The 24,313-nt window shown below is 37.7% G+C and carries 22 protein-coding genes; 7 read left to right on the top strand and 15 right to left on the bottom strand.

The genetic code is table 11. The features are described from left to right. Positions 1-78: 78 nt before the first annotated feature. From MKX62_RS08490 to MKX62_RS08475, 4 genes are all read right to left on the bottom strand, one after another. The gene (locus tag MKX62_RS08490; protein WP_340741217.1) at positions 79-696 is read right to left on the bottom strand and encodes a putative bacteriocin export ABC transporter; all 618 of its coding nucleotides are present in this window, start codon (positions 694-696) and stop codon (positions 79-81) included. 1 nt (position 697) lies between these two features. Beyond that, complete coding sequence (locus MKX62_RS08485; RefSeq protein WP_340741216.1) at positions 698-2,863, bottom strand: DUF1430 domain-containing protein; 2,166 nt, start codon at positions 2,861-2,863, stop codon at positions 698-700. Between the two features lie 70 nt (positions 2,864-2,933). Further along, positions 2,934-3,317, bottom strand: coding sequence for a lactococcin 972 family bacteriocin (locus MKX62_RS08480; RefSeq protein WP_340741215.1), 384 nt, complete (start codon positions 3,315-3,317; stop codon positions 2,934-2,936). 220 nt (positions 3,318-3,537) lie between these two features. Beyond that, positions 3,538-4,446: a replication initiation protein gene (locus MKX62_RS08475; RefSeq protein ID WP_340741214.1), complete on the bottom strand. Its 909-nt coding sequence runs from the start codon at positions 4,444-4,446 to the stop codon at positions 3,538-3,540. 817 nt (positions 4,447-5,263) lie between these two features. On the opposite strand from MKX62_RS08475, the gene MKX62_RS08470 reads away from it, so the two are divergent. Continuing rightward, positions 5,264-5,818: an ECF transporter S component gene (locus MKX62_RS08470; RefSeq protein WP_340742566.1), complete on the top strand. Its 555-nt coding sequence runs from the start codon at positions 5,264-5,266 to the stop codon at positions 5,816-5,818. 192 nt (positions 5,819-6,010) lie between these two features. Here MKX62_RS08470 and MKX62_RS08465 read toward each other — a convergent pair whose 3' ends face one another. Further along, complete coding sequence (locus tag MKX62_RS08465; protein ID WP_340741213.1) at positions 6,011-6,700, bottom strand: type 1 glutamine amidotransferase domain-containing protein; 690 nt, start codon at positions 6,698-6,700, stop codon at positions 6,011-6,013. A 74-nt stretch (positions 6,701-6,774) separates the two neighbouring features. Between MKX62_RS08465 and MKX62_RS08460 the strand changes: the two genes are divergently transcribed. Beyond that, the gene (locus MKX62_RS08460) at positions 6,775-7,110 is read left to right on the top strand and encodes a MerR family transcriptional regulator (protein ID WP_187046409.1); all 336 of its coding nucleotides are present in this window, start codon (positions 6,775-6,777) and stop codon (positions 7,108-7,110) included. Between the two features lie 406 nt (positions 7,111-7,516). On the opposite strand, the gene MKX62_RS08455 is transcribed toward MKX62_RS08460, so the two are convergent. From MKX62_RS08455 to MKX62_RS08445, 3 genes are all read right to left on the bottom strand, one after another. Then, positions 7,517-9,565, bottom strand: a complete 2,049-nt coding sequence (locus tag MKX62_RS08455) for a HAMP domain-containing sensor histidine kinase (RefSeq protein WP_340741212.1) — start codon at positions 9,563-9,565, stop codon at positions 7,517-7,519. After that, complete coding sequence (locus MKX62_RS08450) at positions 9,552-10,238, bottom strand: response regulator transcription factor (RefSeq protein ID WP_340741211.1); 687 nt, start codon at positions 10,236-10,238, stop codon at positions 9,552-9,554. Before MKX62_RS08450 ends, MKX62_RS08455 begins: the two co-directional genes overlap by 14 nt. A gap of 426 nt (positions 10,239-10,664) precedes the next feature. Next, complete coding sequence (locus MKX62_RS08445; RefSeq protein WP_340741210.1) at positions 10,665-11,423, bottom strand: SDR family oxidoreductase; 759 nt, start codon at positions 11,421-11,423, stop codon at positions 10,665-10,667. 192 nt (positions 11,424-11,615) lie between these two features. Between MKX62_RS08445 and MKX62_RS08440 the strand changes: the two genes are divergently transcribed. After that, a complete protein-coding gene (locus MKX62_RS08440) occupies positions 11,616-12,215 on the top strand; it encodes a TetR/AcrR family transcriptional regulator (RefSeq protein WP_340741209.1) in 600 nt (199 codons plus the stop codon). A 243-nt stretch (positions 12,216-12,458) separates the two neighbouring features. Here the strand turns inward: MKX62_RS08440 and MKX62_RS08435 are convergent, their stop codons facing one another. Together MKX62_RS08435 and MKX62_RS08430 are read right to left on the bottom strand one after the other, a co-directional pair. Next, complete coding sequence (locus tag MKX62_RS08435) at positions 12,459-13,583, bottom strand: plasmid pRiA4b ORF-3 family protein (protein WP_340741208.1); 1,125 nt, start codon at positions 13,581-13,583, stop codon at positions 12,459-12,461. Between the two features lie 126 nt (positions 13,584-13,709). Then, on the bottom strand, positions 13,710-14,897 hold the full coding sequence (locus tag MKX62_RS08430) for a DUF4317 domain-containing protein (protein ID WP_340741207.1): 1,188 nt from the start codon (positions 14,895-14,897) through the stop codon (positions 13,710-13,712). A 256-nt stretch (positions 14,898-15,153) separates the two neighbouring features. Here MKX62_RS08430 and MKX62_RS08425 point away from each other — a divergent pair, with 256 nt between their 5' ends. Together MKX62_RS08425 and MKX62_RS08420 are read left to right on the top strand one after the other, a co-directional pair. After that, on the top strand, positions 15,154-15,462 hold the full coding sequence (locus tag MKX62_RS08425) for a hypothetical protein (RefSeq protein WP_067204488.1): 309 nt from the start codon (positions 15,154-15,156) through the stop codon (positions 15,460-15,462). 320 nt (positions 15,463-15,782) lie between these two features. Further along, on the top strand, positions 15,783-16,571 hold the full coding sequence (locus tag MKX62_RS08420; protein ID WP_340741206.1) for a helix-turn-helix domain-containing protein: 789 nt from the start codon (positions 15,783-15,785) through the stop codon (positions 16,569-16,571). 167 nt (positions 16,572-16,738) lie between these two features. Here the strand turns inward: MKX62_RS08420 and MKX62_RS08415 are convergent, their stop codons facing one another. Further along, positions 16,739-18,433 (bottom strand): alpha-keto acid decarboxylase family protein, encoded by a 1,695-nt coding sequence (locus MKX62_RS08415; RefSeq protein WP_340741205.1) that lies wholly within the window; start codon positions 18,431-18,433, stop codon positions 16,739-16,741. Positions 18,434-18,732: 299 nt separating this feature from the next. Next, the gene (locus MKX62_RS08410; RefSeq protein ID WP_340741204.1) at positions 18,733-19,011 is read right to left on the bottom strand and encodes a hypothetical protein; all 279 of its coding nucleotides are present in this window, start codon (positions 19,009-19,011) and stop codon (positions 18,733-18,735) included. A 184-nt stretch (positions 19,012-19,195) separates the two neighbouring features. Between MKX62_RS08410 and MKX62_RS08405 the strand changes: the two genes are divergently transcribed. Next, positions 19,196-19,555, top strand: a complete 360-nt coding sequence (locus tag MKX62_RS08405; RefSeq protein WP_067204481.1) for a carboxymuconolactone decarboxylase family protein — start codon at positions 19,196-19,198, stop codon at positions 19,553-19,555. Positions 19,556-19,677: 122 nt separating this feature from the next. Here MKX62_RS08405 and splB read toward each other — a convergent pair whose 3' ends face one another. The 3 genes from splB to MKX62_RS08390 all read right to left on the bottom strand — a co-directional run bounded on the left by splB (position 19,678) and on the right by MKX62_RS08390 (position 23,673). Next, entirely contained in the window at positions 19,678-20,706 is a 1,029-nt protein-coding gene (gene splB, locus MKX62_RS08400; protein ID WP_338654161.1) for a spore photoproduct lyase, read from the bottom strand. Positions 20,707-20,941: 235 nt separating this feature from the next. After that, positions 20,942-22,768 carry a hypothetical protein gene (locus MKX62_RS08395; protein ID WP_340741203.1) on the bottom strand — a complete coding sequence of 609 codons (1,827 nt, stop codon included), beginning with the start codon at positions 22,766-22,768 and terminating at the stop codon, positions 20,942-20,944. A 287-nt stretch (positions 22,769-23,055) separates the two neighbouring features. Continuing rightward, positions 23,056-23,673, bottom strand: a complete 618-nt coding sequence (locus tag MKX62_RS08390) for an NUDIX hydrolase (protein WP_340741202.1) — start codon at positions 23,671-23,673, stop codon at positions 23,056-23,058. Positions 23,674-23,791: 118 nt separating this feature from the next. Here MKX62_RS08390 and MKX62_RS08385 point away from each other — a divergent pair, with 118 nt between their 5' ends. Continuing rightward, positions 23,792-24,310: a TetR-like C-terminal domain-containing protein gene (locus MKX62_RS08385; protein WP_340741201.1), complete on the top strand. Its 519-nt coding sequence runs from the start codon at positions 23,792-23,794 to the stop codon at positions 24,308-24,310. Positions 24,311-24,313 lie beyond the last annotated feature (3 nt).

Below are 24,313 nucleotides of genomic sequence, written 5' to 3'. Positions count from 1 at the left end.
AGAATTTTCACATATGGCTTTTGCATGTTCTTCTACGCTTTTCTTATTGCCTAGATCCTATAAACTTGTGCCAAAAGACTATAACTCAATTCTGGTAGTTGCGCGGTTTGCTAATTCAAGGTCATGTGTTACAAACACAATAGTTTTACCTTCTCGATTAAGGGTTTTTAAAACATCAAAAATGACAGTACTATTATTTTTGTCGAGATTACCTGTAGGTTCATCCGCTAATATATAATCACATTTCTTCAGGATAACTCTAGCTAACGCTATTCTTTGTTGTTCCCCACCACTCAATTCATAGACTTTTCTATTTTCATAGTTAGAAAGATTAACCGCTTTTAAAGCATTTTTAATTTCCTCTTTTTTATTTATGTTTTTTCTATATGCAAGAGCTATTAATAAGTTTTTCTCTACTGTCTCATTATCAATCAATGCATAGTTTTGGAACAAGTATCCAAAACTATTCCTTTGCAATAACAAGATTTGCTTTTTTGTTAAATTACTTTTTCCATCAACGATTAAATCACCACTATCAGGTCGTTCTAACAGTCCAATTATGTTTAATAGAGTTGTTTTTCCTGTGCCACTTTCTCCAACAATAGATATAAAATCCCCTTTTTTAATTTTCAAATTATACTCCTCAAATATTGTTCTACCATGAAATTTCTTTGAAATATTAATTAGTTCTATCAATTTAATGTTCTCCTTTGATTATAGAATTAAAAGTCTTTTTAAATATAACTTGGTCAATAAAGATACCAACTAAAATTTCCAACCCGATTATAAGTCCTCCATAAACAAGTAGGTTTTCCCCATACATCATAACCGCAATAAGAATTGGAACAACATTAATAAGGATTAGTAAAATAAGCATTGACCAATTTCTTTTTAACATACTATAGCCAAATAACTTTTGGATGTATAATTTTATCTTGTTTTTTTGATAATAGCTTGCAACGATATTAAATGTCACGATAAAATTTGACATAGCTAAAATGAAAACAATAATACTATTCATTCTCTTTTGTGATTGTAAAGACTCTATTTCTTTTCCATATACATTATAGACTGGTTTTACACGCTGAATTGAGGATTGAACATCATTTTTTGTAATTAAAGGCCTCAAAATACTGTAAGGGTCGGCACTATTTGAGTGAAAATAAAAACTGCTAGAAAGAAAGGCTTTGTATACTTGATCAGCGAGATTCTGTTTTAAAATAATAGCTATAGGATCTGTAATAAGAAAACCGTTTTCTTCTCCTATATCTGGACTGAACGTAAAGTAATTTTGATTATCTTTTACATAAATAATGTTGATAGATAAATCTTCTAATTTAGTACTATCTAATTTTTTATTTGCTTCTTTGTTGTATACATTAGCCACCTCAACCTTTTGGAAATAAAACCACCTTTTATACTTCTCATATATTTTCTCCTCTAATGATTTTAATTTATTAGGGACAAATATATTAAGAGTATTTTCATTATCAATAATCTGGTCCTCGACTGTAATAGTAGATGCTTTAATTGGATTATATTCTAAGTAGTTGGTGTTTATAATAACCATTTTCCCACTTGGTGATATAAGAGTATCCTCACCATTTGTATTTAATTCATATAGAAGTTCACCGTCTCCGGTATCTGAATAGTTAGCTGCATTCATTAAAAAAGCTTTGTGATTTTGTTCTAGATCTATATAATAATTCTTCAATTTTTTATTCAATTCATAGTCATTCCCACGCCCGGTATATGTAGTTACAGTAGTGTATACGTTTTGCGTTTTCTCCCATACCGATAGGTTAGACAACTTTGCTTCTAATGTAGATGTGTTTTCCAGTAACTGATTAATAGAAAACAATAAAAATCCGACAAATATAAACTTTAAACAATAGTTGACAAATGCTAAAACAGCAAACGGTTTCCTTCCTTTAATAGAGACCGTTATTCTACTATTTCTCACTATGAAGCAAAGACTGAGAAATAGAAATAAGACGTAAATGAACACTACAAAAAATGAATATAACATGTATATACAACTTAATTCTTTTAAATAATCAGCCTGGTAAAATAACCAGTAATAAGTAGTACACACAATATAAGCACTGAGAGTTGAGAGTAGCATTGGTTTTAGAATATCTCTAATGAGGTATAGACTTACTCTCTCTGAACTGAATCCTACAGTTCTTAAAATGGATATTACCTTTAGTTTATCAACTATATAGTACGCAAAAGCGATAAATATACAAAGAGCAACGATTCCAATACTCACCACTAATAAGAGATTTTCTCCAAAGGTCGTATAGTTCATATAGCTATTGTTCTCATTAAATATTTCAGCTGTGGCTATATCGCGATTTAAATCTGATACAATCTGCTTTAGTGTTACATCATTTGTAGTTCCTATGTAATAAATGCCATTCTCACCGAAGTTATTTGCTTCATTTAAGTTTTTTATGGTAATCATTAATTGAGGTTCCGATTGCTTTATAATACCGACTTGATCCTCGCTAATTCTATTTTTCATAGATACAAACTGATTGGAATGTAAGCTTGGAAAAGCACCTTTTTCCAACTCAACTTGGCCATTTAACATTGTATCCGTCGTATAAATTATAAGATCCTTCTCATTTCGAAAAATATATTTTGATATACTAACCTGATACTTTTCTGATAGATTCCGTAAATAGTCAAACGATTTTAATGAAGTTCCTCTTTCCACCTGTGATTTAATCTCAATAGTAATACTAGAAGTGTCTTTATAAAGCAATTGATTATTCTTAAAAGCATTATACTCATTCAACGAAAAGACAGACAATAAGACTAGTTGAACAAAAACAAGGAGCATGATGATTTTTTTCATTAGTAAATATTCTCCTAACTGAAAAAAGGGATGATTATCATCCCTTTTTTTAGACTAATTATATATTTTGTTATTTGAAATCGTAATAAGCTTTATTTGTCCCCTTCAACGTCCATTTTACTTTAGCGGTACTATATTCGTTCGCTGGCTTATATACATCTTCAACAGCATCCCCTTCACCATTGACTACCGAAGCATATCCCATTTTTTCATAATGTTTATAACTGGAATAAACATTACTGTCTTTTTTACCACGAATCCAATACCCACCATTTTTAGGTCCAGATTCTAAGGCTGCCCTTGCTGAAACCATACCATCAGTATCATAGACAATTTCAAATCCTCCGTTGGATTCATTGGCATCACTGTTTGTAGCTTGGACAATCGATAATGGCAAAGCGAAGCACGCTGCTGCTACTAAAGTCATTATCCTCTTTTTCGGAATTGAATACATATCATTTCCCCCTATGTCGTTTTTTATAATACTACCATATATTACCACATAGTAAAATAATGTAAAGGTTATATTTGTAAAAAAAGTTTTATTCAACCATTCAGTTTCCTCAACTCTCACCCCTTTATGGGTAATATTCAACTAACCTGTCTAGTTGCGGTGAAAAACTACTTTGTTAGAAAAAAGGATAAATAAATTATTGAAAGTTGGCTGTTCTTGTTCAACCTTTCGCCCTTGGAATATATTCACTTGCTTCTTTTGAAGTCACTTGTTCTCCTTTGCCTTTTCGCATACCCTCTGTTTCTATAACTAGCTTGGTCGCTCTTTCTTTAATATCTTCATTTTGCATTTTGTGAACAACGCCCCATAGCGCAAACACAACGTCAATCAGTCTTTTTAATTCTTCTGATTGATTGTCTGTTGCTAACGGAACTGTTTTACCTGTTGACCAATGTATTTCAAATCCGACAATAGCCCGACCTTTTTTCTTTTCTTTGAACCACACTTCAAGTTCGGTATATTGGTTAATTTCATTGATAGCTACATCTAATACACCACGTTTAAATTGGGCTGTACTATCTATGTAAGTCTTTCTATTTTCAACACCAAACAAACGCAGGAAAGCCTCTTTTGAAGCAGATACATAGTAAGCCCCATAACGAGCTTTTAAATACTCGTATAATGTCCAGCTAAAGCTACTTTTGAATTTTGATGTAATCGTTAAATCAGTTGTTACATAATAATCTTTCAACTCCAAAATATGAGGGACAAATTTTTGATTCCATTCAATTTTAAATGTTCCGTTGTCATATTGGAGATCAGTGAAGATAGCTGTAAACCTAAACTTTTTTTCTTCTAAATTTTGAGTGCTATATCTTAATGCAGAAACCTTTTCGCTATCTTTATAAGCATCTTCGGTCTTATATCTTTTAAGACCGAATTTCCTTTCAAAATCAGCCTTGATAAACTCTGTGCTACCGTCTTGTTGTGTGCAATAGATAGAGTAAGCAAGTAACTGCATTTGATTTAACGTTAAGCCGTGGTTTAAATTCGCCATCGAAAACTCGTTACTCTTTTTAATACTGTTATCGTAAGATACCAATTGCTCTTTATCATTTTTTCTAGCCATGTATTACCCCTCCTACACGGTTTTTAGTTGATTGATTTTGAAACCATATATGTTGAACAAATGAATATGGCGTATGCGCTTTACAAGGGCTTTTGGGAGGCCACTGAAAAAGCCCTTGTAATTGGAATGAATTAGGATTCCCACTAATACCGCTTCGACGCTTTGTGGATGCCTCCCGCGATAACCCAGAAAGGAGACCGCTTTCAGTCTTATCGCTCCGGCTACCACGAAGTCGCGTCTTCGCTGGATGGTCTATTTGAGAAAGAGCATTTCATTATTTGTGATGAAAACTGCAAGCTGGAGCACGTTTTTCTTGAATATAATTAGCAGCAACTAGTAATCACTTTATAATCTCAGCATATACATCTCAAAATTACACTTTTCTCGATAATGAACACCCTAGCGCAGGCACGGCAAAGGGGTCGCCGAAGCCGTAAGACTGGATGCGAAGCGCTAATCCAAGCTTACGGCGAAAGGCATTCCCGAAGCGCCAAGCGTTCTACAATCCACACCCCGAATTAAAACCCTCTCCTTATTGAGCACCATAGCAAATTCAATGGGATTCTTTAATTCAACATATATACCTTATTTATTCCTGCTAAAATTTATCCCTCTTCCACAAACTGACCCCTAAACTTTAGTGTAAATTGATACTTTTAGAAGTACCAAAACTTTGATAAGGTTATGAACAAATAAGAGTACTACTAAAAAAAGGGAATGATCTATGAACGCAACAAAAGGTTATTCCGACATAGACTCACAGACATCTGATTTGGTTCAAACCGACAAAAAGACTAAGAACCAGAACATCATATCTATGAATACAACAAAAAGTTATTCAAGCACAAAATCACGCACTTTTGATTTAATTCAAACATCAATGTTAATTGCACTCGTATTCATTGCAACTCTCTTAATAAATATCAAACTACCTCTATCACCAAATGGCGGTTTGGTTCATCTTGGAACAGGCATGCTTTTTATTATTTCCATCATATTTGGTCCTAAAAAAGGAGCAATTGCCGGTGCTGTTGGTATGGGGTTATTTGATTTAGTATCTGGTTGGACATTATGGGCACCATTTACGATTGTAGCCCGAGGCTTACAAGGATATATCGTCGGAAAAATTGCCTGGTCGAATGGCCGCCAAGGAAACAGTTTCACATTCAATCTACTAGCTACCATCAGTTCGATTCCCGTTATGTTAGGCGTCTATTATATTTGTGAACGCGTCCTATTTGGTAGTTGGATTATACCGGTAGCCTCAATTCCCGGAAACCTCATTCAAAATATTGTAGGTGTCTGTGTAGCTATTCCGGTTTGCATTGCACTAAAAAAAGTTCCTTTTTTAAATAGATCTTTTAAAAGATGACTTAGTCTGCATGCCGTAGTTATCTCATCGTTGCATAGATGCCTTGAAATATACCTTGTACCTTTAATTGACCAGTTGCGCTAGCTTTCATTAAACCGAAGTATTTTAGCGCCGTTTCGAAAGCAAAAATAAGCACTTCCTTGATCAATCAATGATCAAGGAAGTGCTTTTTTCAGAAGCTCGAGTGTTATATTATCGTGCTGATTTCAATAATTTTAATACCCCTTTGGCAACTGCACCACCTGATGCTGGATTTTGTCCAGTGACAACACGGTCATCAACTACAGCGAACGCTGCCCAGTCTTCGCCTTTCACGTAATTGGCTCCTCTGTTAACAAGTTCATCTTCTGTTAAAAATGGAACTATTTTATCTAATCCAAGTGCGATTTCTTCAGTGTTTGCAAAACCTGCAACCTTTTTGTCGGCAATTAAGTAGTTGCCTGCCGCATTTTTAATATTTAATAAACCAACAGTACCATGACAAACAGCAGAGACGATCCCGCCATTATCATATATTTTACTAGCAATGTTTTGTAACTTTTCATCATTAGGGAAATCCCACATTACACCGTGTCCACCTGTATAATAGATGGCATCATAATCTTCAGGATTAACATCTTCTGCCGATAAAGTAGCACCTAGCTTATTTAAAAAATCATCGTTTGAATAATATTGCCAATCTAATTCAGTCATTTGATCTGGTTGTAAGCTGTGTGGATCAATCGATGTATATCCACCTTTAGGGCTAACGTAAACTATTTTATATCCCTCTTTTTCCATCTGATCTACAAAGTGAACAGCTTCTCCTAACCATAATCCTGTTGCACGTTCCAGATTTGGATATTTAGAAATATTAGTTACAACTACTAAAATGTTTTTCATTATACATGCTCCTTTTTGTTTGATACTATGAACCTTAAAGGTTAAACCATACTTTAAGTCAAGGAGGACGTGCTGTGTATTCTATTCAAAAAGCTAGCCTATTAGCTCAAATTCCTTCAAGCACGATCAGATATTATGAAAAAATAAATTTAATTCCTCCAATAAAAAGAAATAAACAAGAACATCGTACATTTGATGATAAAGACATTGAAATCCTTAATTTAATAAGATGTTTCCGACATCTAGGAATGTCGATTGAAGATATAAGAGCAAGCATTTCAAACATAAATTTAGAATATGAAGATATGAATACTAAAGCAATTTTATTTCAGCATAAGAAAAAATTAGAAGAGCAAATTGGTATTTTAAATTCATACATCCATGAAATTGAAGAAAAAATAGTTATATAAAAATTTCAAAAGTTGATTCCATTTGAGCTGCCCCTGTCAAATAGACAGTGTGAATGTCTTCAATCAAGTGACGGCCAAATGAAATGGGTAATTTTTTAATTATCTTACTAATGATACGGCTCTCCATGATGTGGCTAAGTGCGGTTTTTCATGAAAAAAAGTACCTTGTCCATTTCACATGAATAAGATACTTTTACAATTTGATTATTATTTTCGATTTGCACATCAATACTTACCTTCAGTATTCTTTCTGAATATCCGCAATTCTCTAATTTTCTAGCATAAGCATGTTTTTCTAAACCTGAAGTACGTTGAAATTTTTCAACAACATCTCTATCTCTTTTATTAGCTACATCTATACACAGAAAAAGAATAGGACACTCACATGTCCTATTCCCTTGCTACATTATTCATTTGGAAATTTCGGTAGATAAATCATCGACTTAAATAAATCGCCATCTACTTGAACTAAGAACCGTCCGAGCTGGATGTGAATCAGGCTTTCAGCAATCGACAACCCTAATCCGCTACCTTGACTTGATCTAGATTCATCCCCTCGTTTAAAGCGTTCCATTAGTTCATCGACTGAAATATTTAATTCATATGCCGAAATATTTTTAAATGTCACGAGTATTTCATTCCCTAAATCTTCAACATCAATATAAACCCTTGATGCAGGTTGTGCGTATTTAAAAATATTCGAGAATAAGTTTTCGATGGAGCGCCATAGGAGTTTACCATCAGCCTTCACATACACCTTTTCTGTTGGGTGAGCTAACTTAAAATCTAATGATGACGCTTCAATTTTTTCATCCATCTCTCCTATTCCTTGAGTTAGTAATGATACGATATCAATTCGTTCTAACTGAACAGGCATACTTCCGCTTGACGCTTTAGCCGCTTCAAATAAATCATCCGTTAAGAGCTTGAGTCTTTTCGATTTTTGATCTAACACGTCTACATATTCTGCAATTATTTCAGGGTCGTTTTCTATTTTTAATAAATCGACATACGTAATGATTGACGTTAATGGCGTTCTGATATCATGCGAAACATTTGTAATGAGCTCTGTTTTTAAACGCTCGCTCTTGATCTCACTATCCACTGACTTTTTTAACCCATCGTTAATACTATTAATATTCGCTGCGAGTCGGCTAAACTCCCCTTTTCCGTCTACTTCAATTCGATGATGAATATCCCCATTCTTAATTTGCTCTACGCCCTCTTTAATGCGGTTAAATGACTTCACCTTTTTCATCGCAAACCAGGCAGCTAGACCAATGGTAACGGGAAACATGAAAAACGTTGCTGCAACTACTATTGGATAACCGATGACAAGCAGCACAGTTTTTACACCTATACTGCCACTATCAAATACATTTTTCACCGAAAGAAAAACCTTTTTGAGAATTTGATAGATGAGTGTATGCTGAAGTAATGATCTATTTTTGATATGCTTTACGAGCGATAAAATCATCAGTAAGGCAATGATAAAAATAGGTGCCGTGAGAAGCGTGTGCATATCGTGCAACACTTCAACAATCATTGCTATCCACATCGCTGTTAAAGAAACGACTATCACAATATTGAGATCATTATATAGTTTGTCAATGACATGAAAATGAATTTCTTTATCTTTAAATGACGTTCTTCCAATAACCATGATTAGATAAACAAAAGATAAAATAAATCCTGCTAGAAATACAATTAATTCATTAAGAAAACTTTTGGCAATCGCTTTGTCTTTTTCCCATTCCGACATTTTTTGTTGTAAGAAAGATTCTTTAAACGCCACAAAAATGACATCTTTTTGTGGATTCAATTCTTCAACATTGCTTGTAAAGTAATCGAGGTATTGACTTTCTTTCACTTCATTTGGATAAAGCTTTTGTTGATAATCCTCAAATAGCATATATGCACCAAATGATTCAAATTGCTCTTTCTTATTTAGTTCACTATTGGAGAATGCACGTTCTCCATCACTCGCATAATACACGCTTCCTTCATATGCTTCTAGTGTGCTGAGTAACCGATAAAATTCTCTTACCTGTTCTTTCATGCTTTCGTCTTTTTTACGATTGATGTCATCTGCATATTCTTCTTTAAAGATGCGCTTATTGTCCGCTTCACTTAAGTCGTAATCATATCCGTTGTAATGAAATTCATTGAATAACTCGTTTTCAATTCCTCGTCTATCTTCTTTAGTCAGTGCCTTACCACCTAAAATATATTCTTCACTTTTATACTTTCCGATTAATTGCGTTAAAGAGGTAATAAGATCGTAACTTTCATCAGCAAATACTCGGCTCTCAAAATAATTATCTTGATTTATACTACTAAGATGAACCTCATTAAATTCCATGTTGATAATTGCCTTCGCTGCTCCAGTTAAACAAACGATGGCAATCAGAAACACAACCACTTTCGTAATGAGTGCATGACTAATATTTCTCAACTTTATACCCAACTCCCCATACAACTTTTAAATACTTCGGCTCTTTCGGATTAATTTCAATTTTTTCTCGAATCTTTCGAATATGAACCGAAACCGTATTTTCTGGATTAATGGCCCTTTCATTCCATACCTTTTCATAAATCTCTTCAATCGTGAATACTCTCCCAGCATTTGCTGTGAGAAGCTTTAAAATTTTATACTGCACTGGTGTCAAATAGACCTCTTCTTTATCAACGGTAATGATTTTCTGTTCATCATCAATCATGAGCCCGCCCGTTTGAAGTACATAACTACTCGCCTCAAGACTCCCGAATGTCGTATACCTTCTTAGCTGCGATTTCACTCTAGCCACAAGTTCTAATGGATTAAACGGCTTGGCCATATAATCATCTGCTCCGATATTTAATCCGAGTATTTTATCATAATCCTCAGACTTGGCAGAAAGCATAATTACCGGAATCATATTATCTTGTCGAATCTTCATCGTCGCAGTAATCCCATCCATTTTTGGCATCATAATATCCATAATAATTAGGTGAATAACGTGATCTCGAATAAGATCGATTGCCTCTATCCCATTGTAAGCTTTGAATACTTGATATCCCTCATTTTCCAAATAAACGCTAATCGCTCTTACAATTTCTTTATCATCATCACAAATCAAAATGTTCAACTACATTCATTCCTCCATCTCTTTAGGCTCATGTGATCACCCCTATAGGATCTGTATAAGGATATGATACTATTTAAATCTTAACAAACACGCACACCAATTCTTAAGACTTTCTTAGTTTTTTTCCTAAGTAAATATACTTATGCCGAATAGACAATTCTGTGTTTCCTGATTCAATATAATATCTTAGAAAATTATATAACTTGAAGTACATAAAAATTTGTAAAAGCCGATTTTCTGTTTGCTCAGAAAATCGGCTTTATTTTTGTATTCATATCTAATTTGAAAAATTTAAAGCAAAAACATCACTTACTTATGGTACGACTCCCTGCACCTGAAATTTAGTTTCCATATACCGCTACTAATAAAAATACCTGGATCCGAAACGGTTTAGAGTCGTTTCAGATCCAGGTATCTATATTTCATTTAATAAGCGGTCCATCCTGCATCTGCCGTTAAGACCGTACCATTGACGAAGCTCGAATCGTCTGAAGCTAGGAACAATGCCACCTTCGCAATCTCTTCAGATTTGCCCGTACGTGGATTGATTGCTAGTCCCGGTTGAATACGTCCCATCCCAAACGCATTGATGGATGTCATCGAAGCTCCGATGTTCGTTTCTACGCCCCCCGGTGCAATGGCGTTACATCGAATGCCTTGCTTAGCGTACATAAAGCCCGTATTTTTTGTAAAGCCAACAACAGCATGCTTAGAAGCTGTGTATGCTGCACCCGCACGAGCACCGTATAATCCTCCTGCTGAAGCTATATTAATAATCACGCCTTGCTCTTTCGCCAAAAAGATCGGCAATACTTTACGAGTTGAACGCATAACACTCGTCGTATTTATCGCAAAAATTCGATCCCATTTGTCATCTTCAATATCACCCGCGGCTTCAAAATTGTCCATGATACCCGCATTATTCACCAACACATCAACCGAGCCATACGTGCTGACAGCTGTATCTATTAAATTTTGAATGTCCTCTTCTTTAGCAACATTCGCAACGACACCAATGGCTTCCCCACCATTTGATTTAATTTCTTCTACCACCGTATTAGCAGAATCACCGTTAATATCGGACACAACCACTTTTGCCCCTTCTTGCGCATAGAGCATAGCTATTGCTTTCCCCATGCCTGAACCAGCTCCTGTTACAACTGCTACTTTGTCTTGAAGTTTCATTTTATTCCCTCCTATTTTTAACTGAATGTGCTTTCACAATTACGATAATGAACAGATGTTTAATATCTTTCAATTATAGTATAATCAATTCAAGCTACTCCATTCAATCAGCAAATCAGCATCGACTTGTTGATTACTAGACAATCTATCCGAATTTTGTTCGTTTATCAAAAAAAATGAGGAGGTTTACTAATGTCTACTACACCACCAAGCGTGGATAGAAGAATTCGAAAATCAAAAGTAGCACTAAAAAACGCGCTTTTAAGCTTAATGCAAACAAAAGACTTCAAACATATTTCAATTACAGATATTGTCCAACTTGCCGATCTTAATCGGGGAACATTTTACAAACACTACCCAGACAAAGAAGAACTGTTGGAAGAAATAATCGATGAAGTCATGAAGGATTTAATCACATCATACCGTGCACCTTATGAAAGTCTGACTGTTTTCGAAGTCAGCAAGCTTACCGCTTCAGCCATTAAAATATTCGAACACGTGGCTACTAACGCCAATTTTTATACATTACTAGGAAAATCAAATATATTAGCAGGTTTACAAGCCCGTGTCTGCAACGAATTATCACAACTTGTCCTTCAAGACATATCCAATAGAACCATACAGACAAAAATCAACATCAAGATGTTAGCCAATTACCAGGCATACGCAATTTGGGGGATGATTACTGTTTGGATAGACAGCGAATTCTTATATTCACCGGATTATATGGCCGAACAATTACTCGCAATTCTCCATCAAAACTCGTTCAATGACACGGAATCGCGAAGCTAAAATAATAAAGAAAAAGCGTACCTTGTGCTTCATGAACTTATTGAAAAGGCTTTGTTTAGTGCTGTTTTCAGGAGGATTAAATGCCGGTGGAGGGGTTTGATTGGTGATAGGATAAAGATAATAAACCAAGTAGGTAAAATCATTCAGACTTCTAATTTATAAAGCAACATTTCCATAAATTCGGCAAGCATTCATCTCCCACCTACGCTTCGCGTTGAGGAAGGAGACTTCTGCCTTAGTCGATTAAAGTCCCTTCAACCCTCTATTTATAGAGTCAATAGCAAATTCCTGATAACGCTGCATCCGTCCCCACTTAACCATATGCTCATACTCAGGGTGGCCGGGATCAGCAAGAATCTTGAGAAATTCTTCATAACCATACTCACCGCCTACATCTTCTGGTGGTGTATTCCCTTCGCCTTCCAGGCAAACAGGATAGTTGAACTCATAGTTCTCTATAATGCTTTCTACTTCGATATCATGGTTCCAGTCATCGCCAAAATCATAATTATATGTCAGTTTTTCGCATGCCGGGATATATTCCGATAGCTTCACGCCTTTTTCAAGCTTCATGTTTACTTGCCCGGGATACTCAAAAGCCTCTTGGTCACAAACAAGATTAATGATTGGTTTTTGGATTTTTTCATTATGCCCTTCAGTGATGTGATTCCCCGTATTGTCCGCCTTACCATAAACAAAAAAGTCATGAAGATGGTAATCTTGCCACCGAAAGGCCGTCTGTATAATTTGGTGTAATTGGTTAAATGTTTTATTTACAGGGACCACAAGTCGCCGCCATACTTGACGATTTTCGAGCCTAAGTGTAACTTTCAGGACTGCAGCTTCCGCTTCAAAAATTGATTGGCCAGCAAAAAGGTTGAGATCCTTATACATCTCTTCATGCGGTAGAAAATAACTGTTCTTTCCGTCTCCGACTAAAATGCGACTAATCTTAATACCCATGTCCGGCTGGAAAATAGAATCTACATCCCATAACTCATCAAAAAAGTATACATTATCACAAGCCTTATTCATCCTTGCCACAGAAGTCCGATCCTTTGTCTTCGTCATGGAAACTTGACCAGTATGAAGTAAATACTGGTCAATCACCTTGTCCGATATCCCTTCTGCCTGAAATGTTTCGCGGATCCCTTGCAAGGCAATCTCGGCAAACCTTTTAAAGTCTTTTGCTTTCAGTCCGTACAACACAACGGCATAACGATTATGATCATTCATTAACACAACCACTTTCCTACGATTAACCATGATTAAATTTGCATGCCAAGAGAAAAGTGGATTGTCCTCGGTAACTGATTCAGGTTCGACTTTGAGTTCAACTAAAAGTTTCTTCGTACAACGGATATGCATAATTGACAACTCCTTTGAATGAGGGGTATCTGAAATCTAGTAGTATTAGTATTTTTCTCAAATAAGAGACCTCACCTACTTATAATAAGGCTACCATAGCGCATCAAAATGAGGTTATTATCTTGTCTACTCCAACAATTCTTCTTCAAGTAGCGTAAACCCTTCAATTATCGTGTCTTCTTCCACCTCAATCAATATGCAACGTTTTCCATTAACAGTGACCTGCCTCACATATCTCAAGTCTTGCGGGCTGATAGCAATATTTGCTACTTTCGTTTCAATCTTGATGGACTTGGATGCGTAACTTGGAAGGATGTGGCTTGCCTTCATTTCATATGTTTTATCTTCGATTACTTTCTGAAATGCCCTTTCCACTTTTTCTGTGCTCACATCTTTCACTCCACTTGCCTTCAGCACACGCTCCACTTCTTTAGTATCCAAAGTAGAAAGGCTTTCATCTTCTTCCTCGTTTTCCACAAGCAACATACTGTTTAATTCATCATATACACTGGCAAGGGTTTTTGTATTCATCTCATTACCAGCCACTTCTTTTACGATTTCTTCAAAGACGGCTTTATCATCCTCTGCAGTCATAATCTCTTCGCCGTCCAGCACATTCTCAATGAAGTGGTAATCTGGCTTATTCGCTTTGCCAGCAGCATACAAGATGTGATTGACGTCTGCCGCATTGTCAGTAAAGCAAGGGAACACAAATCCACCAATTGGAGAAGTTAAATTGATAATCGGATCAAGCATGTCACGCGACTTAAATTCCTTCTCATTGAAATCAAATATAAGTGACCGTTTCGGCAGTTCAGTCTGATTCATGCTGCAAAGAATGAATGGGTTCTTGTACACTTCATCCTGCTTTGCGACTTCCTCTTCATCATGATTCCTTTTCGTCGGTTTATAATAATTACCGCGAATAAAAGTCACTACGACGTCCTTTTCATATTGAGCGTCTTGCACCATCTTTCGGGCGATGCTTTCCATATTCGTTTTCCACTCTTCTACTTCATTCGTATGGAGACCCTCATATAAAAGCCGTTGCGTATGGTCCGTTTGCTCCTCCGCTTGCTCTTGAAACTTCACCTCAAATAATTTTAAACCCAGTTTTCCACCTAACACTTTTTTAAAGTTAGTCAGAAACAACTCTTGTTGCTCTCTGTCCAATAGGGCAAATGGTTGGCTTTCCTCATGATAGAAATCACTGCTCTCCTGCTTAATATACACTTTGTAAATGTCAGTGATTTTCAGTAAATCCGTATCCAACTTAAATTGCTTGCGAATCGCTGCAATGTCCTTCTTATTCATCTCTATTTCAACTCCCCAACTAGTATAATCTGTCATGTCGAATGTAAAACTCACATTATAAACTTAAAAAGAGCGTCAATGCTTTGATTCAGCATTTGACACTCCCTTATTATAGCAATGTTTTTGATGATGGTAGAACCACAATCAACTTCGAATGATACGGCGACGTCTTCCACATGATTAAGAGATTAAAATCGGGGTATAACAAGGACATGCTTCACTTATAAAACTAGACAAAATTTTGGAGGAGATTATAATGGCTTTGAAACTCACAGGAGAAAAGAAATGGTTGAAACTTGGTGCAGCAACAATCCTGTCTGTCGGGATGCTTGCAGCGTGCGGCGACGGTGAAGACGACGTCGACGTGGATGTTAATAACCCTGTAGAAGATGTCGATCCTAATGACGGTACAGATACAAATGTGGATGTAGATACTGACGATGGTACGGATGCGGATGTGGACGTAGATACTGACGAGGGCACAGATACCGACGCAGATACGGATGCGGATGTGGACGTAGATACTGACGAAGGTACGGATACTGATGCCGGCACAGATGGTTAATAGCAAAACCACTAAGCGCTGAGCTTATAAAAGGACTGAATGGCCAATGTGCCATTCAGTCCTTTTTTCTATTCAGAATATAATTTTCAAATGAACATCACTACGATTGTAGAACGCTCAACAATCATGGCAGACTTTAATCCAATTTAGTAAAAAACGATTTACATCCAGATCTCACTATTTTGACTGAATAGATGAGTCCAGGCAAACAAGTTTAAATTTGCTTGCGCTCTTCTAATAAAATCACAAAAACTTTTTTCACAACATTGTCCCCTAAACCTCAATTCCCTTCTATATAAAGAATAAAGGGGATATTCTTTATGACAACTTACCTAACGGAATACGCACACTTCACAAACAAACACGATTTAGACGCAGCGACAAGACAACACGTACTCACGAATTGGAACGACATGAATCAAACAGAGCGGGCTGTTCTCGATATGATTCGTCGTTACTCCGTTAAATACGGTGCTGCACATTTGAAACACGAAACAATCGAAAAGGCTATCAAGAAATCCAATGCAACTGTTCGACGCGCCATCCGTAAATTAGAAAAGCTAGAAATCATCGAAAGGATTCACTATATCCGCCCTGTTATGAGCGGTCTAGGCGCTAACATTTACGTCATTAAACCTACTAATGACCAGTCGAAATTGAACACCCCGAAGGATGACGAAAAGCCTTCTAGCAGTAAGTTTGAACCCGCTAATCTACAAACCGAAGCTTTTCTTTCTAAAGCGATAAAACCTAAAGACCTTAAAAGAACGTCTCCTACGGAAATTGTGCCTACTACACTTTTCGGTAAAATGAAATCTCTTCTTTCTTCAACAATCGGAGAAAGTAAATTAGCACGCAATTTTTACGGCGTCTACCGGAAACAGTCCCTGCAAATGCTAAAGTTCAGCATTCACGAAGACAAAGGAGAACTGTTCGAGCAATTAGCCATGCACGCCCTTCGTATTGCGGTTCAAACAACCAAACAGAAAAAAATCCGGAATCTGCCCGGCTATTATTCAGGCGTCTTGCGCGAACTCATCGGCAAGGCCTTATTCAGCGAGGCTTTCATGGATTATGACGTGCCAGTTGAGGGGTTTTTCTGCCGGTAGTTGTAAATCGATTGGAAAAATAATTGGGATTACTTATTTCCCCATGTTTTCACTTAGGTTTATGCATTGTTGTGTTGCGGGTAACGTTCTCGTAGTCTAATAAACATAAAAGCGCACTCCGAGAAGTGCGCTCAATGCAATTCCTTATTTGAAGTACCAGCATACAGCTACTCTTTCAGACGTTCCTGTTCTTCTAAATGCTTGCGAAGCCGGATTAAATAATCCGGTGCATCCATCGAGTCAGTGACAATCATTTCAATCATGCACAGCTGGCTCGTTTGCGCTTGTTCCGCTGCGGAAATTGCCTCATCCAACTCTTGGTTTGTGCGCACTTCAACCGTGAACGCCTTTCCGCCAAAGGCTTCAGCTAGCTGCGTATAATGCCAGTTTGGAATCTCGTTGTACTGCTGGTTAGACGTCTTGATATTTAAGTATCTTTCAATTGTGTAGCCGCTATTATTGAGGATGAACAGAATGGGTCGGCAGCCATTATCCAGCATCGTACTGATTTCTTGAACCGTCACCTGCAGCGAACCTTCCCCAGTAAACAGCAGCACACGTCTGTCCGGTTCCGCGATGCATGCCCCAAATGCAGCCGGCGTTGCATAACCGATGCTCTGCCAACCTTGCTGGCTAATATATTCGGCTCCTGCCGGCAGTCGCACTTGTGACATCCCATACCCAAAGGTTCCAGTCTCAACCACAACAATGTCTTTGTCCTTCAACATCCGCTGGAAGCGTGGATAATAAGATGCTGCTCGAATTGGCTGCTCCGGCTCACCAGATAGTTCATCATAAGGGAAGGAAACTTGAGGTAAAGCCCCGCTTTGGGTCCACCCGCACGTGTTTAAGGCAGCGACGAGATCTGCCGCCATCACCTGCTCGTACATGGATTCTCCGACCCGTACAAACTCAGGCTGAATGTCGATGAGACGAAACCGATGAAGCATTGCCGTTTCCTTCGCAGAATTCGTGTCGTTCCAAATCATACCAATCGCAATCACGTAGTCCGCGCTTTCAACGATTGTTCTGACCTGTTCACTTCCTAATGATCCGCCATACACACCGATATAATTCGGGTGCTGTTCGTCGAAGCTACTCTTGCCCATCATAAGCGAAGCAGCCGGTACGTTAAAATTCGATGCCAGCTGGTGAACGCTATCTCTAAGTCCATAGCGGAGCGACAGCATATCCGATAAAAGAACTACATTGTTCGTACCGTTCAACAATCTCGTTATATGCTGAATCGCAGCCTCAAGCGCTGGTTTGTATGTCGTGACTTTAGTGACTTCCGGAATACCCCGCTGAACGATGGGCTTCGTGACCAAATCCATAGCTACCATCAAATAGACCGGCTTGCGTTTTTGTTTAGCTATGCGGATTGCTGCTGAAATCTCCTGTTCGGCATTTTCCGGCGTAACGATTGCTGTATAGGCGCACAGATGCGTAGACACTTGCCGGAATACGTCAAAATCGCCGTCCAGTAGGGAATGGTGCGCTAATTTATGCGCCTGCTGATCCATTGATTTGGGAGCTCCGACGATATGTATGAGTGGCACATATTCACTGTTCGCACCCGCGATAGGATTGCAGGCACTCATCTCGCCAACACCAAAAGTTGTAATGAACGCTGACAAGCCATGAAGTCGTCCGTAGCCATCAGTTGCATATCCCGCCCCTAGCTCGTTGCGTGCATTTATGAAACAAATTCCATCATATTGCTCCAACGTATCCAGAAGGGTGAAATTATAATCGCCTGGAACGCCAAAAACTTCGGTAATACCCTCCGCTTTTAGACTGTCGAAAAGATATTGCCCGAGTGTGGGCGGGTGTGTTGGTATCGGCTGTTGCATTTTATCCATTTTAGTCTATTCCTCCTTTGCGTTTTTCAAAGGTTAGCTGTTTCCGAAACAATGGAGCGTTTCGGTAGCTACTCTATTATCTGAATTACCCCATCTCCCCCTACTTACTCCTAATTATTCGCCAGGTATTTCCGTTCATACGAAAGAAACACTACAGCAAGTCACTGTAGTGTTTCTTTCGTAATTTATCCCATGCTGTTTTTCATCCTATTTGAAGGGAAACACTAAACTAGGTACGTAAAACGAGGACTGTTTCTCCCCAAAAGCTTTACGAAACCTGTGGGGGTGATTGCCTCATTTTAATGATCTTTCACAATCCCATTGGCTTCGTTTAATTGCCCCTTTATCAAATCTAGCTGTTCTTTGTTTTGCTGGACTGAATTTGCTGGCTCATCCTGCTGTTCTGCATGTAAGCGTGCCTTGTCAGCCCGTGCTATCGAATTGAAAGCATGCTCAACTGCAATCTCTTCTGGGTGCGTCATGGCTTGCTTCACTGCACGATCCGCCTTTTGAACAGAGTTGCTTAAAAATGTGTTTGGATTATCCTTCTTCCAACTTGTTTCAGAACGCTTAGCCATTTATACCTCTTCCCTTCCTACAAATAAAATAAGTTACAGCGCACTTAGTATTGTGAAATATTCTAAAAGTATGCACGGCAGAGGCTATATCAATATAAAAGTAAGGAATTTATTTATCCTAAAAACAATGCATGCATGCCTTCCTCCGTCTCGCTAATACTACCTTCGAATAGGAGGGTACTAAATGGATGAAATAACTTATTCAGAAGCCGTATTACAGGAATACAAAGTTGGAATGGGCAGTTTCTCAGAAAAATTGCCGGAGGTGGCTAGGGCGTTTCATGCATTCACTGAGTCGTGTTTCGAAGACGGCAAATTGAATCTGAAAGACAAACAGCTAATCGCTCTCGCCATTAGCGTGCACGCAAATAACGAATATTGCATCCTCTATCATACAAAGGGTTGCCTGGATGCGGGTGGCACTGAGGAAGAAATGATGGAGGCAATTGGGGTGGCTGCGGCTCTAGGCGGCGGTTCCGCAATGAGCCAAGGTGTAACCATTTGGCAGGATGCACTCGAAGACTTTATAGGAATAGTTCAATAACATGGAACAGCCACCTGAATCAGGTGGCTGTTTTCTTGTTGCACTCAATCTATATCATCCATATTTCATACAAATCCCCGTAAAGCCCCGGTCTACCTGGGCCCTTATGCTTTTTTGGTGGCTCAAGTAAAATACTCCAACTTCGCATTCGGAAAGTACTTTTCCATGTAGCCGTATAAATATGATTTGATTTCATCCTCTTCGTCCTTTTGGTAAATATACTTACCGATTCCATACTTGCCCCACTTGTAGCGCCTTTTATCTTCATCTAACTCCAATTTTGTCTTCGGGTAGTTCTTTTCAATTACTTTTTTCGCAGGCTTCGTAAATCGGTGTTGAATGAATTCAAAAGTAATATCCTCTCTTGCATCTTGCGGCAATTCCTCGTCAAGTCGCTCAAACAAGTAGCGGTAGCCTTCCTCCCAGCCCTCATGAAGGTAAATGGGAGCAACTATAAAGCCTAGTGGGTAACCAGCTCTCGCGACTTTCCCTGCAGCCTCGATTCTTTTATCCAGAGGAGAAGTGCCGGGCTCGAAGTTCTTGATAACATAATCAGCGTTTACGCTAAATCTGAATCGCGTATTGCCATTATGCTTAGCATCCAATAGATGGTCTACAAAATGGAATTTCGTCACAAAACGCAGCCTACCTAATTCTGTTTGACCAATATGTTCAATTGCTCTTTTTAATGAATGTGTCAAATGGTCAATTCCTACAATATCGGATGTACACGCAGCTTCGAATCGGGTAATTTCAGGCGCACGTTCTTCGATGTAGCGATCAGCCGCTTCTAAAATCTCCTCCACGTTAACGTAAGTTCGAATATAGGGTTTGCTGCCCATCGTCGTTTGCAAATAACAATAATGACAATGCCCCATACACCCTGTCGCAAGCGGGATTGCATATTCGGCTGATGGTTTCGACGTCTCAAATTTTAACGTTTTCCGAATGCCTACGACCAAGGTAGATTTCGCGATACGGTATTTTTGAGCGTCCGTATCACCCGGCAAGTCCCGAATCTGATTATGTGAGGTCGTAAAGCGCGTTTCAATCCCCATTTTCTCGAACTTTTCCTTTAATTCTTTTCCAAGCGGATATTCAAGTGCATTAGGCTCAAAATAGACAAGCTGTGGTGTGAAGGGTTTATTCATACTGCGAACTACCTAATCCATAATTAATATCCATTTAATCACCTTTCTCCTTTTATATAGCTTGTCTTAAAAGCGAGAAATTATGAAAATGGAATTAATTTCAAAAAGGTACCCGATACTAATACAATTCGGAATTGCATCTGAACCAGGTACCTTAAATTACAGTGAATGAAGGTAATTCACCAATTGCAAGAAGCGTCAAGGAAATCGAGGAATACTGAATAAATCTCTTTTATTATTTTACCAATAATCTATTTGCTAGCTGGCGGTCTTCTTTATCTTTTGTCGTAATTGCAATATTTTTAATGCTTTTCTGCAAAGCAGGCTGTTGGGAAATCGATGGAGACCACCTTTCTAGCACACTGAGTGCATGGTATTGCAAACTCCCATTATCTGATGCAAGAGCAGCTTGAATCAGTGGTAATCCCACTCCTTCATACCCATACAAATCTTGAACAATGCATTGCAGACAATGTTGTTCTTCATTTGACAGACTTGATAACGATAAATGCGTTTCTGCAAATATGCAGATGTCTTCGATATACTTATGATTTTTTGTATCCATAACCACTACATATAGTTCCCTGTTTTCGGGATCTTTCTCTAGCATATCAAACAAATTCTGTGTAACGTCTACTTGATAAAAGAGAGCGATTTTAAGTGCTTTCATATTGTTTTCTTGCTGTAGTGCTTCCAATACAAGCTGTGACCATTTAGGTTCATTTATAATAGGTTGAATCGCTTGCTGAATGGAAGCGTACTCTTGTTGTTTCCACTGATCGTTAAACCGTTCTTCCCAAACCTCACTATCGGCATTTAAAAATTCACTTATTTTCATTAACGGATAAAAATCCTCAAGTGTTTTACAGTGAGTACGTGCATGGTAAACGAAGCGTGAAAGAACCGCGCTTGCATATGGATAATCTTCGATACTTTCTGGAGCACGCTCATTAAGAAGGGCTTGGATGATAAGACCTGCTCCATCATATAGCTCTTTCGAAATCGTTTCTTCATATAGAGCTACGTCAAGCTCTCCTTTTACGGCACAACTATAGGCTAAATACTCATCCATAACTTTATTTCTGCAGCCCTTTGTCAGTAACCATTGTTTTATTTCTGGCGTTGTTGCTTCCAGTTGGCCAACAGCCGCAATCTTCCCCCAACCATGAACGGATTGAGCAAGTTGCCAAACTTGGTTGTTTGCCCGCATTGTACCATTCTTCAATGCAAATAGGACATAGGGTGTAAACTCTTCATGCATACCCAATGTGAATAATAGCTCTTTATATTTTTCACAATCCGTACATCCAAGTACGGTGATTGAAAATTTTACAACCTCCCTATGTGCTGCATGCTCTAGAAGCCATAATGCCTCTTGTTGTACACGGGATTCGTCAAATTCGGCTTGCTTGAATCGTTCAATGAATTCATCACTGTAGTTGGCCATATTGTCAAAAATGATTTTTTCATATGTACCTTTTCGTGTTTTGGTAGAAGGACGATTTAGCTGCTCTTCAAAAAGCTTCAGTAGTTTTTTCACGTAAAATGGTGTAGGTATATCATCTGCAACATTATCGAACATACCTGAAGCCATTCGTGGATGATTTTCATCATACAAATATTCTTCATCTGGTAAATGATCATCTACTATTTTGTTGTGCGTTTGAATTTGTTGTTGAATAAAGGCCACAATTTTTTCTTTATTATCCCACGGAAGAAAATCTAACTTCAGGGAGTCGTCTAAAACCGTTTCATTATCTATTTTCACAATACAATTAAGTTTTACATAACCACCGAGTTTAACGGAAATGACATGCTTTCTGCCATCTTGCAGATCAAGTATGCCTGATAACTTGGAATACGGGATAATATGAGAAAGTAAAGATTTTCGTTTATTTCGATCAACTGTTACACCATCAATGATAAGTAACTCTTCTTTCATCTGGTTTATAACTTCAATCCGATGCCCTTTGTAATCCATCTCCCAGGTTTTATGTACTTCTTTTTCTACGTCTTTCTTTATGTTACGCATCTCACGTTTAAAATCGTCTTTAAAGCCCATAAAGTCCTCCTTGAAATAGGAATGGAATACAGTATAATTTGTACTCGTTTCCGATTCCTTTTTGCAATTCTATATTTATAAAGTTATGAAAGGTGCTAATGCAATCGCGAATTGTATCAGAACCAGGCACCTGAAGTTTAATACTATTACATGCAGTTTCCAGATGAATTGACTCCCTCGGCAGATTCATAGTCAACATGTGATTACATTGAAAAGACTCTCCATAATGGTACAAAGTGAGGTTATTTCAATGTAATAAGTAGTTCCTTCATAATTAAAAACATCACTCACTTTATAATTCCTATAAAATGTTTCAAAATCCTAGCCGTTAAACCCCAAATTGTATAGTTTTCATAATCAAAAAACCATTCTTCCATTGAACGAGCTCTCCATTGATACTGCGTACCATTCATTATTTTTTCATAGGGAAAGCTTGGCAAAGGCACTGGTTCAACGGATACTACATGCATATAAGGCTCATAATTCAATAGCCATTTAACGGGTATTGTAAATACCTCTTCAACTTCTTCTTTGTTATACGAATGAATAATTTGATTGTAATCAATGGTTGCTACAAATGGATAGATAACAAATGAAGAGGAAGCAATATAAGGACTTAATGTCCCTACGATCGTAACCGTTTTTGGGTCGACCCCTAATTCTTCATGCGTTTCTCGTAAAGCAGCAGCCATTGGGGATGGGTCTGTGGAGTCGATTCGACCACCAGGAAAACTAATATCACCGGGCTGTTTTCTCATAGTGAATGAACGTACTTCGAAAAGGATATGCCATTCTTCATCCACTTGTACTAGCGGTATTAGAACCGCTGAACGTAAAGCTGTTTCCTCCCCTATAAACAGGGGCTGATTTTCATTTAACTGGTTTTTTAGTTGATCTAGGAACATGAAATCCCCCTCTCCATAGTTGGTTATATTCTTTTTATCGTACCATGTAAAGATTGACAATTAAAGAATCCCATAGAATCTGCTGTGGTTCTCGATAATGAGAGAGTTGTAATTCGGGGTGTGGATTGCAGAACGTTTGGCACTTTGGGGATGCCTCAATCACGCCTCATATAATCGCAGTACGTTTTATGTACATTATCAAGATAAAATTCAATTGGCAGAAGACTTACTTGAATCGATGCTGAAAGGCTTAGAAAATTCAGTAGGAAAGCCATATATACCTGGTCAAAAATTTTATACAACAAAGCTAAATACACCATCTTTTAATATCATTTCTTACATATATGAAAACCGGAATTTTTTTGAGCTGATCAAATATGATGAGCCTTTACCTGGATTGCTTACAAGATTTCCTCAAACAATTTTAAAAATTTATCAAGAACAATTCATTTTCCAAACGATTAACAATATCCCTGTAAACTTGGATTATTTTAAACGTTATACTGCCTTTGGATTTTACGGACTTATTCTGAATTGGATTAACAGTGACTTCAAAGAATCTCAAGAAGAATTTATCGAAGAAGTTATTGCGTCAACGAAAACTCACATATTTCCAATTGAATATATTGGGGAATAATCG

Origin of the sequence: Sporosarcina sp. FSL K6-5500, from assembly GCF_038005665.1 — a bacterium.
GTDB classification, from domain to species: Bacteria; Bacillota; Bacilli; order Bacillales_A; family Planococcaceae; genus Sporosarcina; species Sporosarcina psychrophila.
The sequence above is the reverse complement of the archived record's forward strand: the minus strand, read 5'-3'. Positions and strand labels throughout refer to the sequence as shown.

Bases quoted from the DNA above. Each gene is read 5' to 3' on its own strand.
- MKX62_RS08485 (WP_340741216.1), bottom strand. From the start codon at position 2,863: ATGAAAAAAATCATCATGCTCCTTGTTTTTGTTCAACTAGTCTTATTG.
- MKX62_RS08480 (WP_340741215.1), bottom strand. From the start codon at position 3,317: ATGTATTCAATTCCGAAAAAGAGGATAATGACTTTAGTAGCAGCAGCG.
- MKX62_RS08475 (WP_340741214.1), bottom strand. From the start codon at position 4,446: ATGGCTAGAAAAAATGATAAAGAGCAATTGGTATCTTACGATAACAGT.
- MKX62_RS08470 (WP_340742566.1), top strand. From the start codon at position 5,264: ATGAATACAACAAAAAGTTATTCAAGCACAAAATCACGCACTTTTGAT.
- MKX62_RS08465 (WP_340741213.1), bottom strand. From the start codon at position 6,700: ATGAAAAACATTTTAGTAGTTGTAACTAATATTTCTAAATATCCAAAT.
- MKX62_RS08445 (WP_340741210.1), bottom strand. From the start codon at position 11,423: ATGAAACTTCAAGACAAAGTAGCAGTTGTAACAGGAGCTGGTTCAGGC.
- MKX62_RS08440 (WP_340741209.1), top strand. From the start codon at position 11,616: ATGTCTACTACACCACCAAGCGTGGATAGAAGAATTCGAAAATCAAAA.
- MKX62_RS08435 (WP_340741208.1), bottom strand. From the start codon at position 13,583: ATGCATATCCGTTGTACGAAGAAACTTTTAGTTGAACTCAAAGTCGAA.
- MKX62_RS08430 (WP_340741207.1), bottom strand. From the start codon at position 14,897: ATGAATAAGAAGGACATTGCAGCGATTCGCAAGCAATTTAAGTTGGAT.
- MKX62_RS08425 (WP_067204488.1), top strand. From the start codon at position 15,154: ATGGCTTTGAAACTCACAGGAGAAAAGAAATGGTTGAAACTTGGTGCA.
- MKX62_RS08420 (WP_340741206.1), top strand. From the start codon at position 15,783: ATGACAACTTACCTAACGGAATACGCACACTTCACAAACAAACACGAT.
- MKX62_RS08415 (WP_340741205.1), bottom strand. From the start codon at position 18,433: ATGGATAAAATGCAACAGCCGATACCAACACACCCGCCCACACTCGGG.
- MKX62_RS08410 (WP_340741204.1), bottom strand. From the start codon at position 19,011: ATGGCTAAGCGTTCTGAAACAAGTTGGAAGAAGGATAATCCAAACACA.
- MKX62_RS08405 (WP_067204481.1), top strand. From the start codon at position 19,196: ATGGATGAAATAACTTATTCAGAAGCCGTATTACAGGAATACAAAGTT.
- splB (WP_338654161.1), bottom strand. From the start codon at position 20,706: ATGAATAAACCCTTCACACCACAGCTTGTCTATTTTGAGCCTAATGCA.
- MKX62_RS08395 (WP_340741203.1), bottom strand. From the start codon at position 22,768: ATGGGCTTTAAAGACGATTTTAAACGTGAGATGCGTAACATAAAGAAA.
- MKX62_RS08390 (WP_340741202.1), bottom strand. From the start codon at position 23,673: ATGTTCCTAGATCAACTAAAAAACCAGTTAAATGAAAATCAGCCCCTG.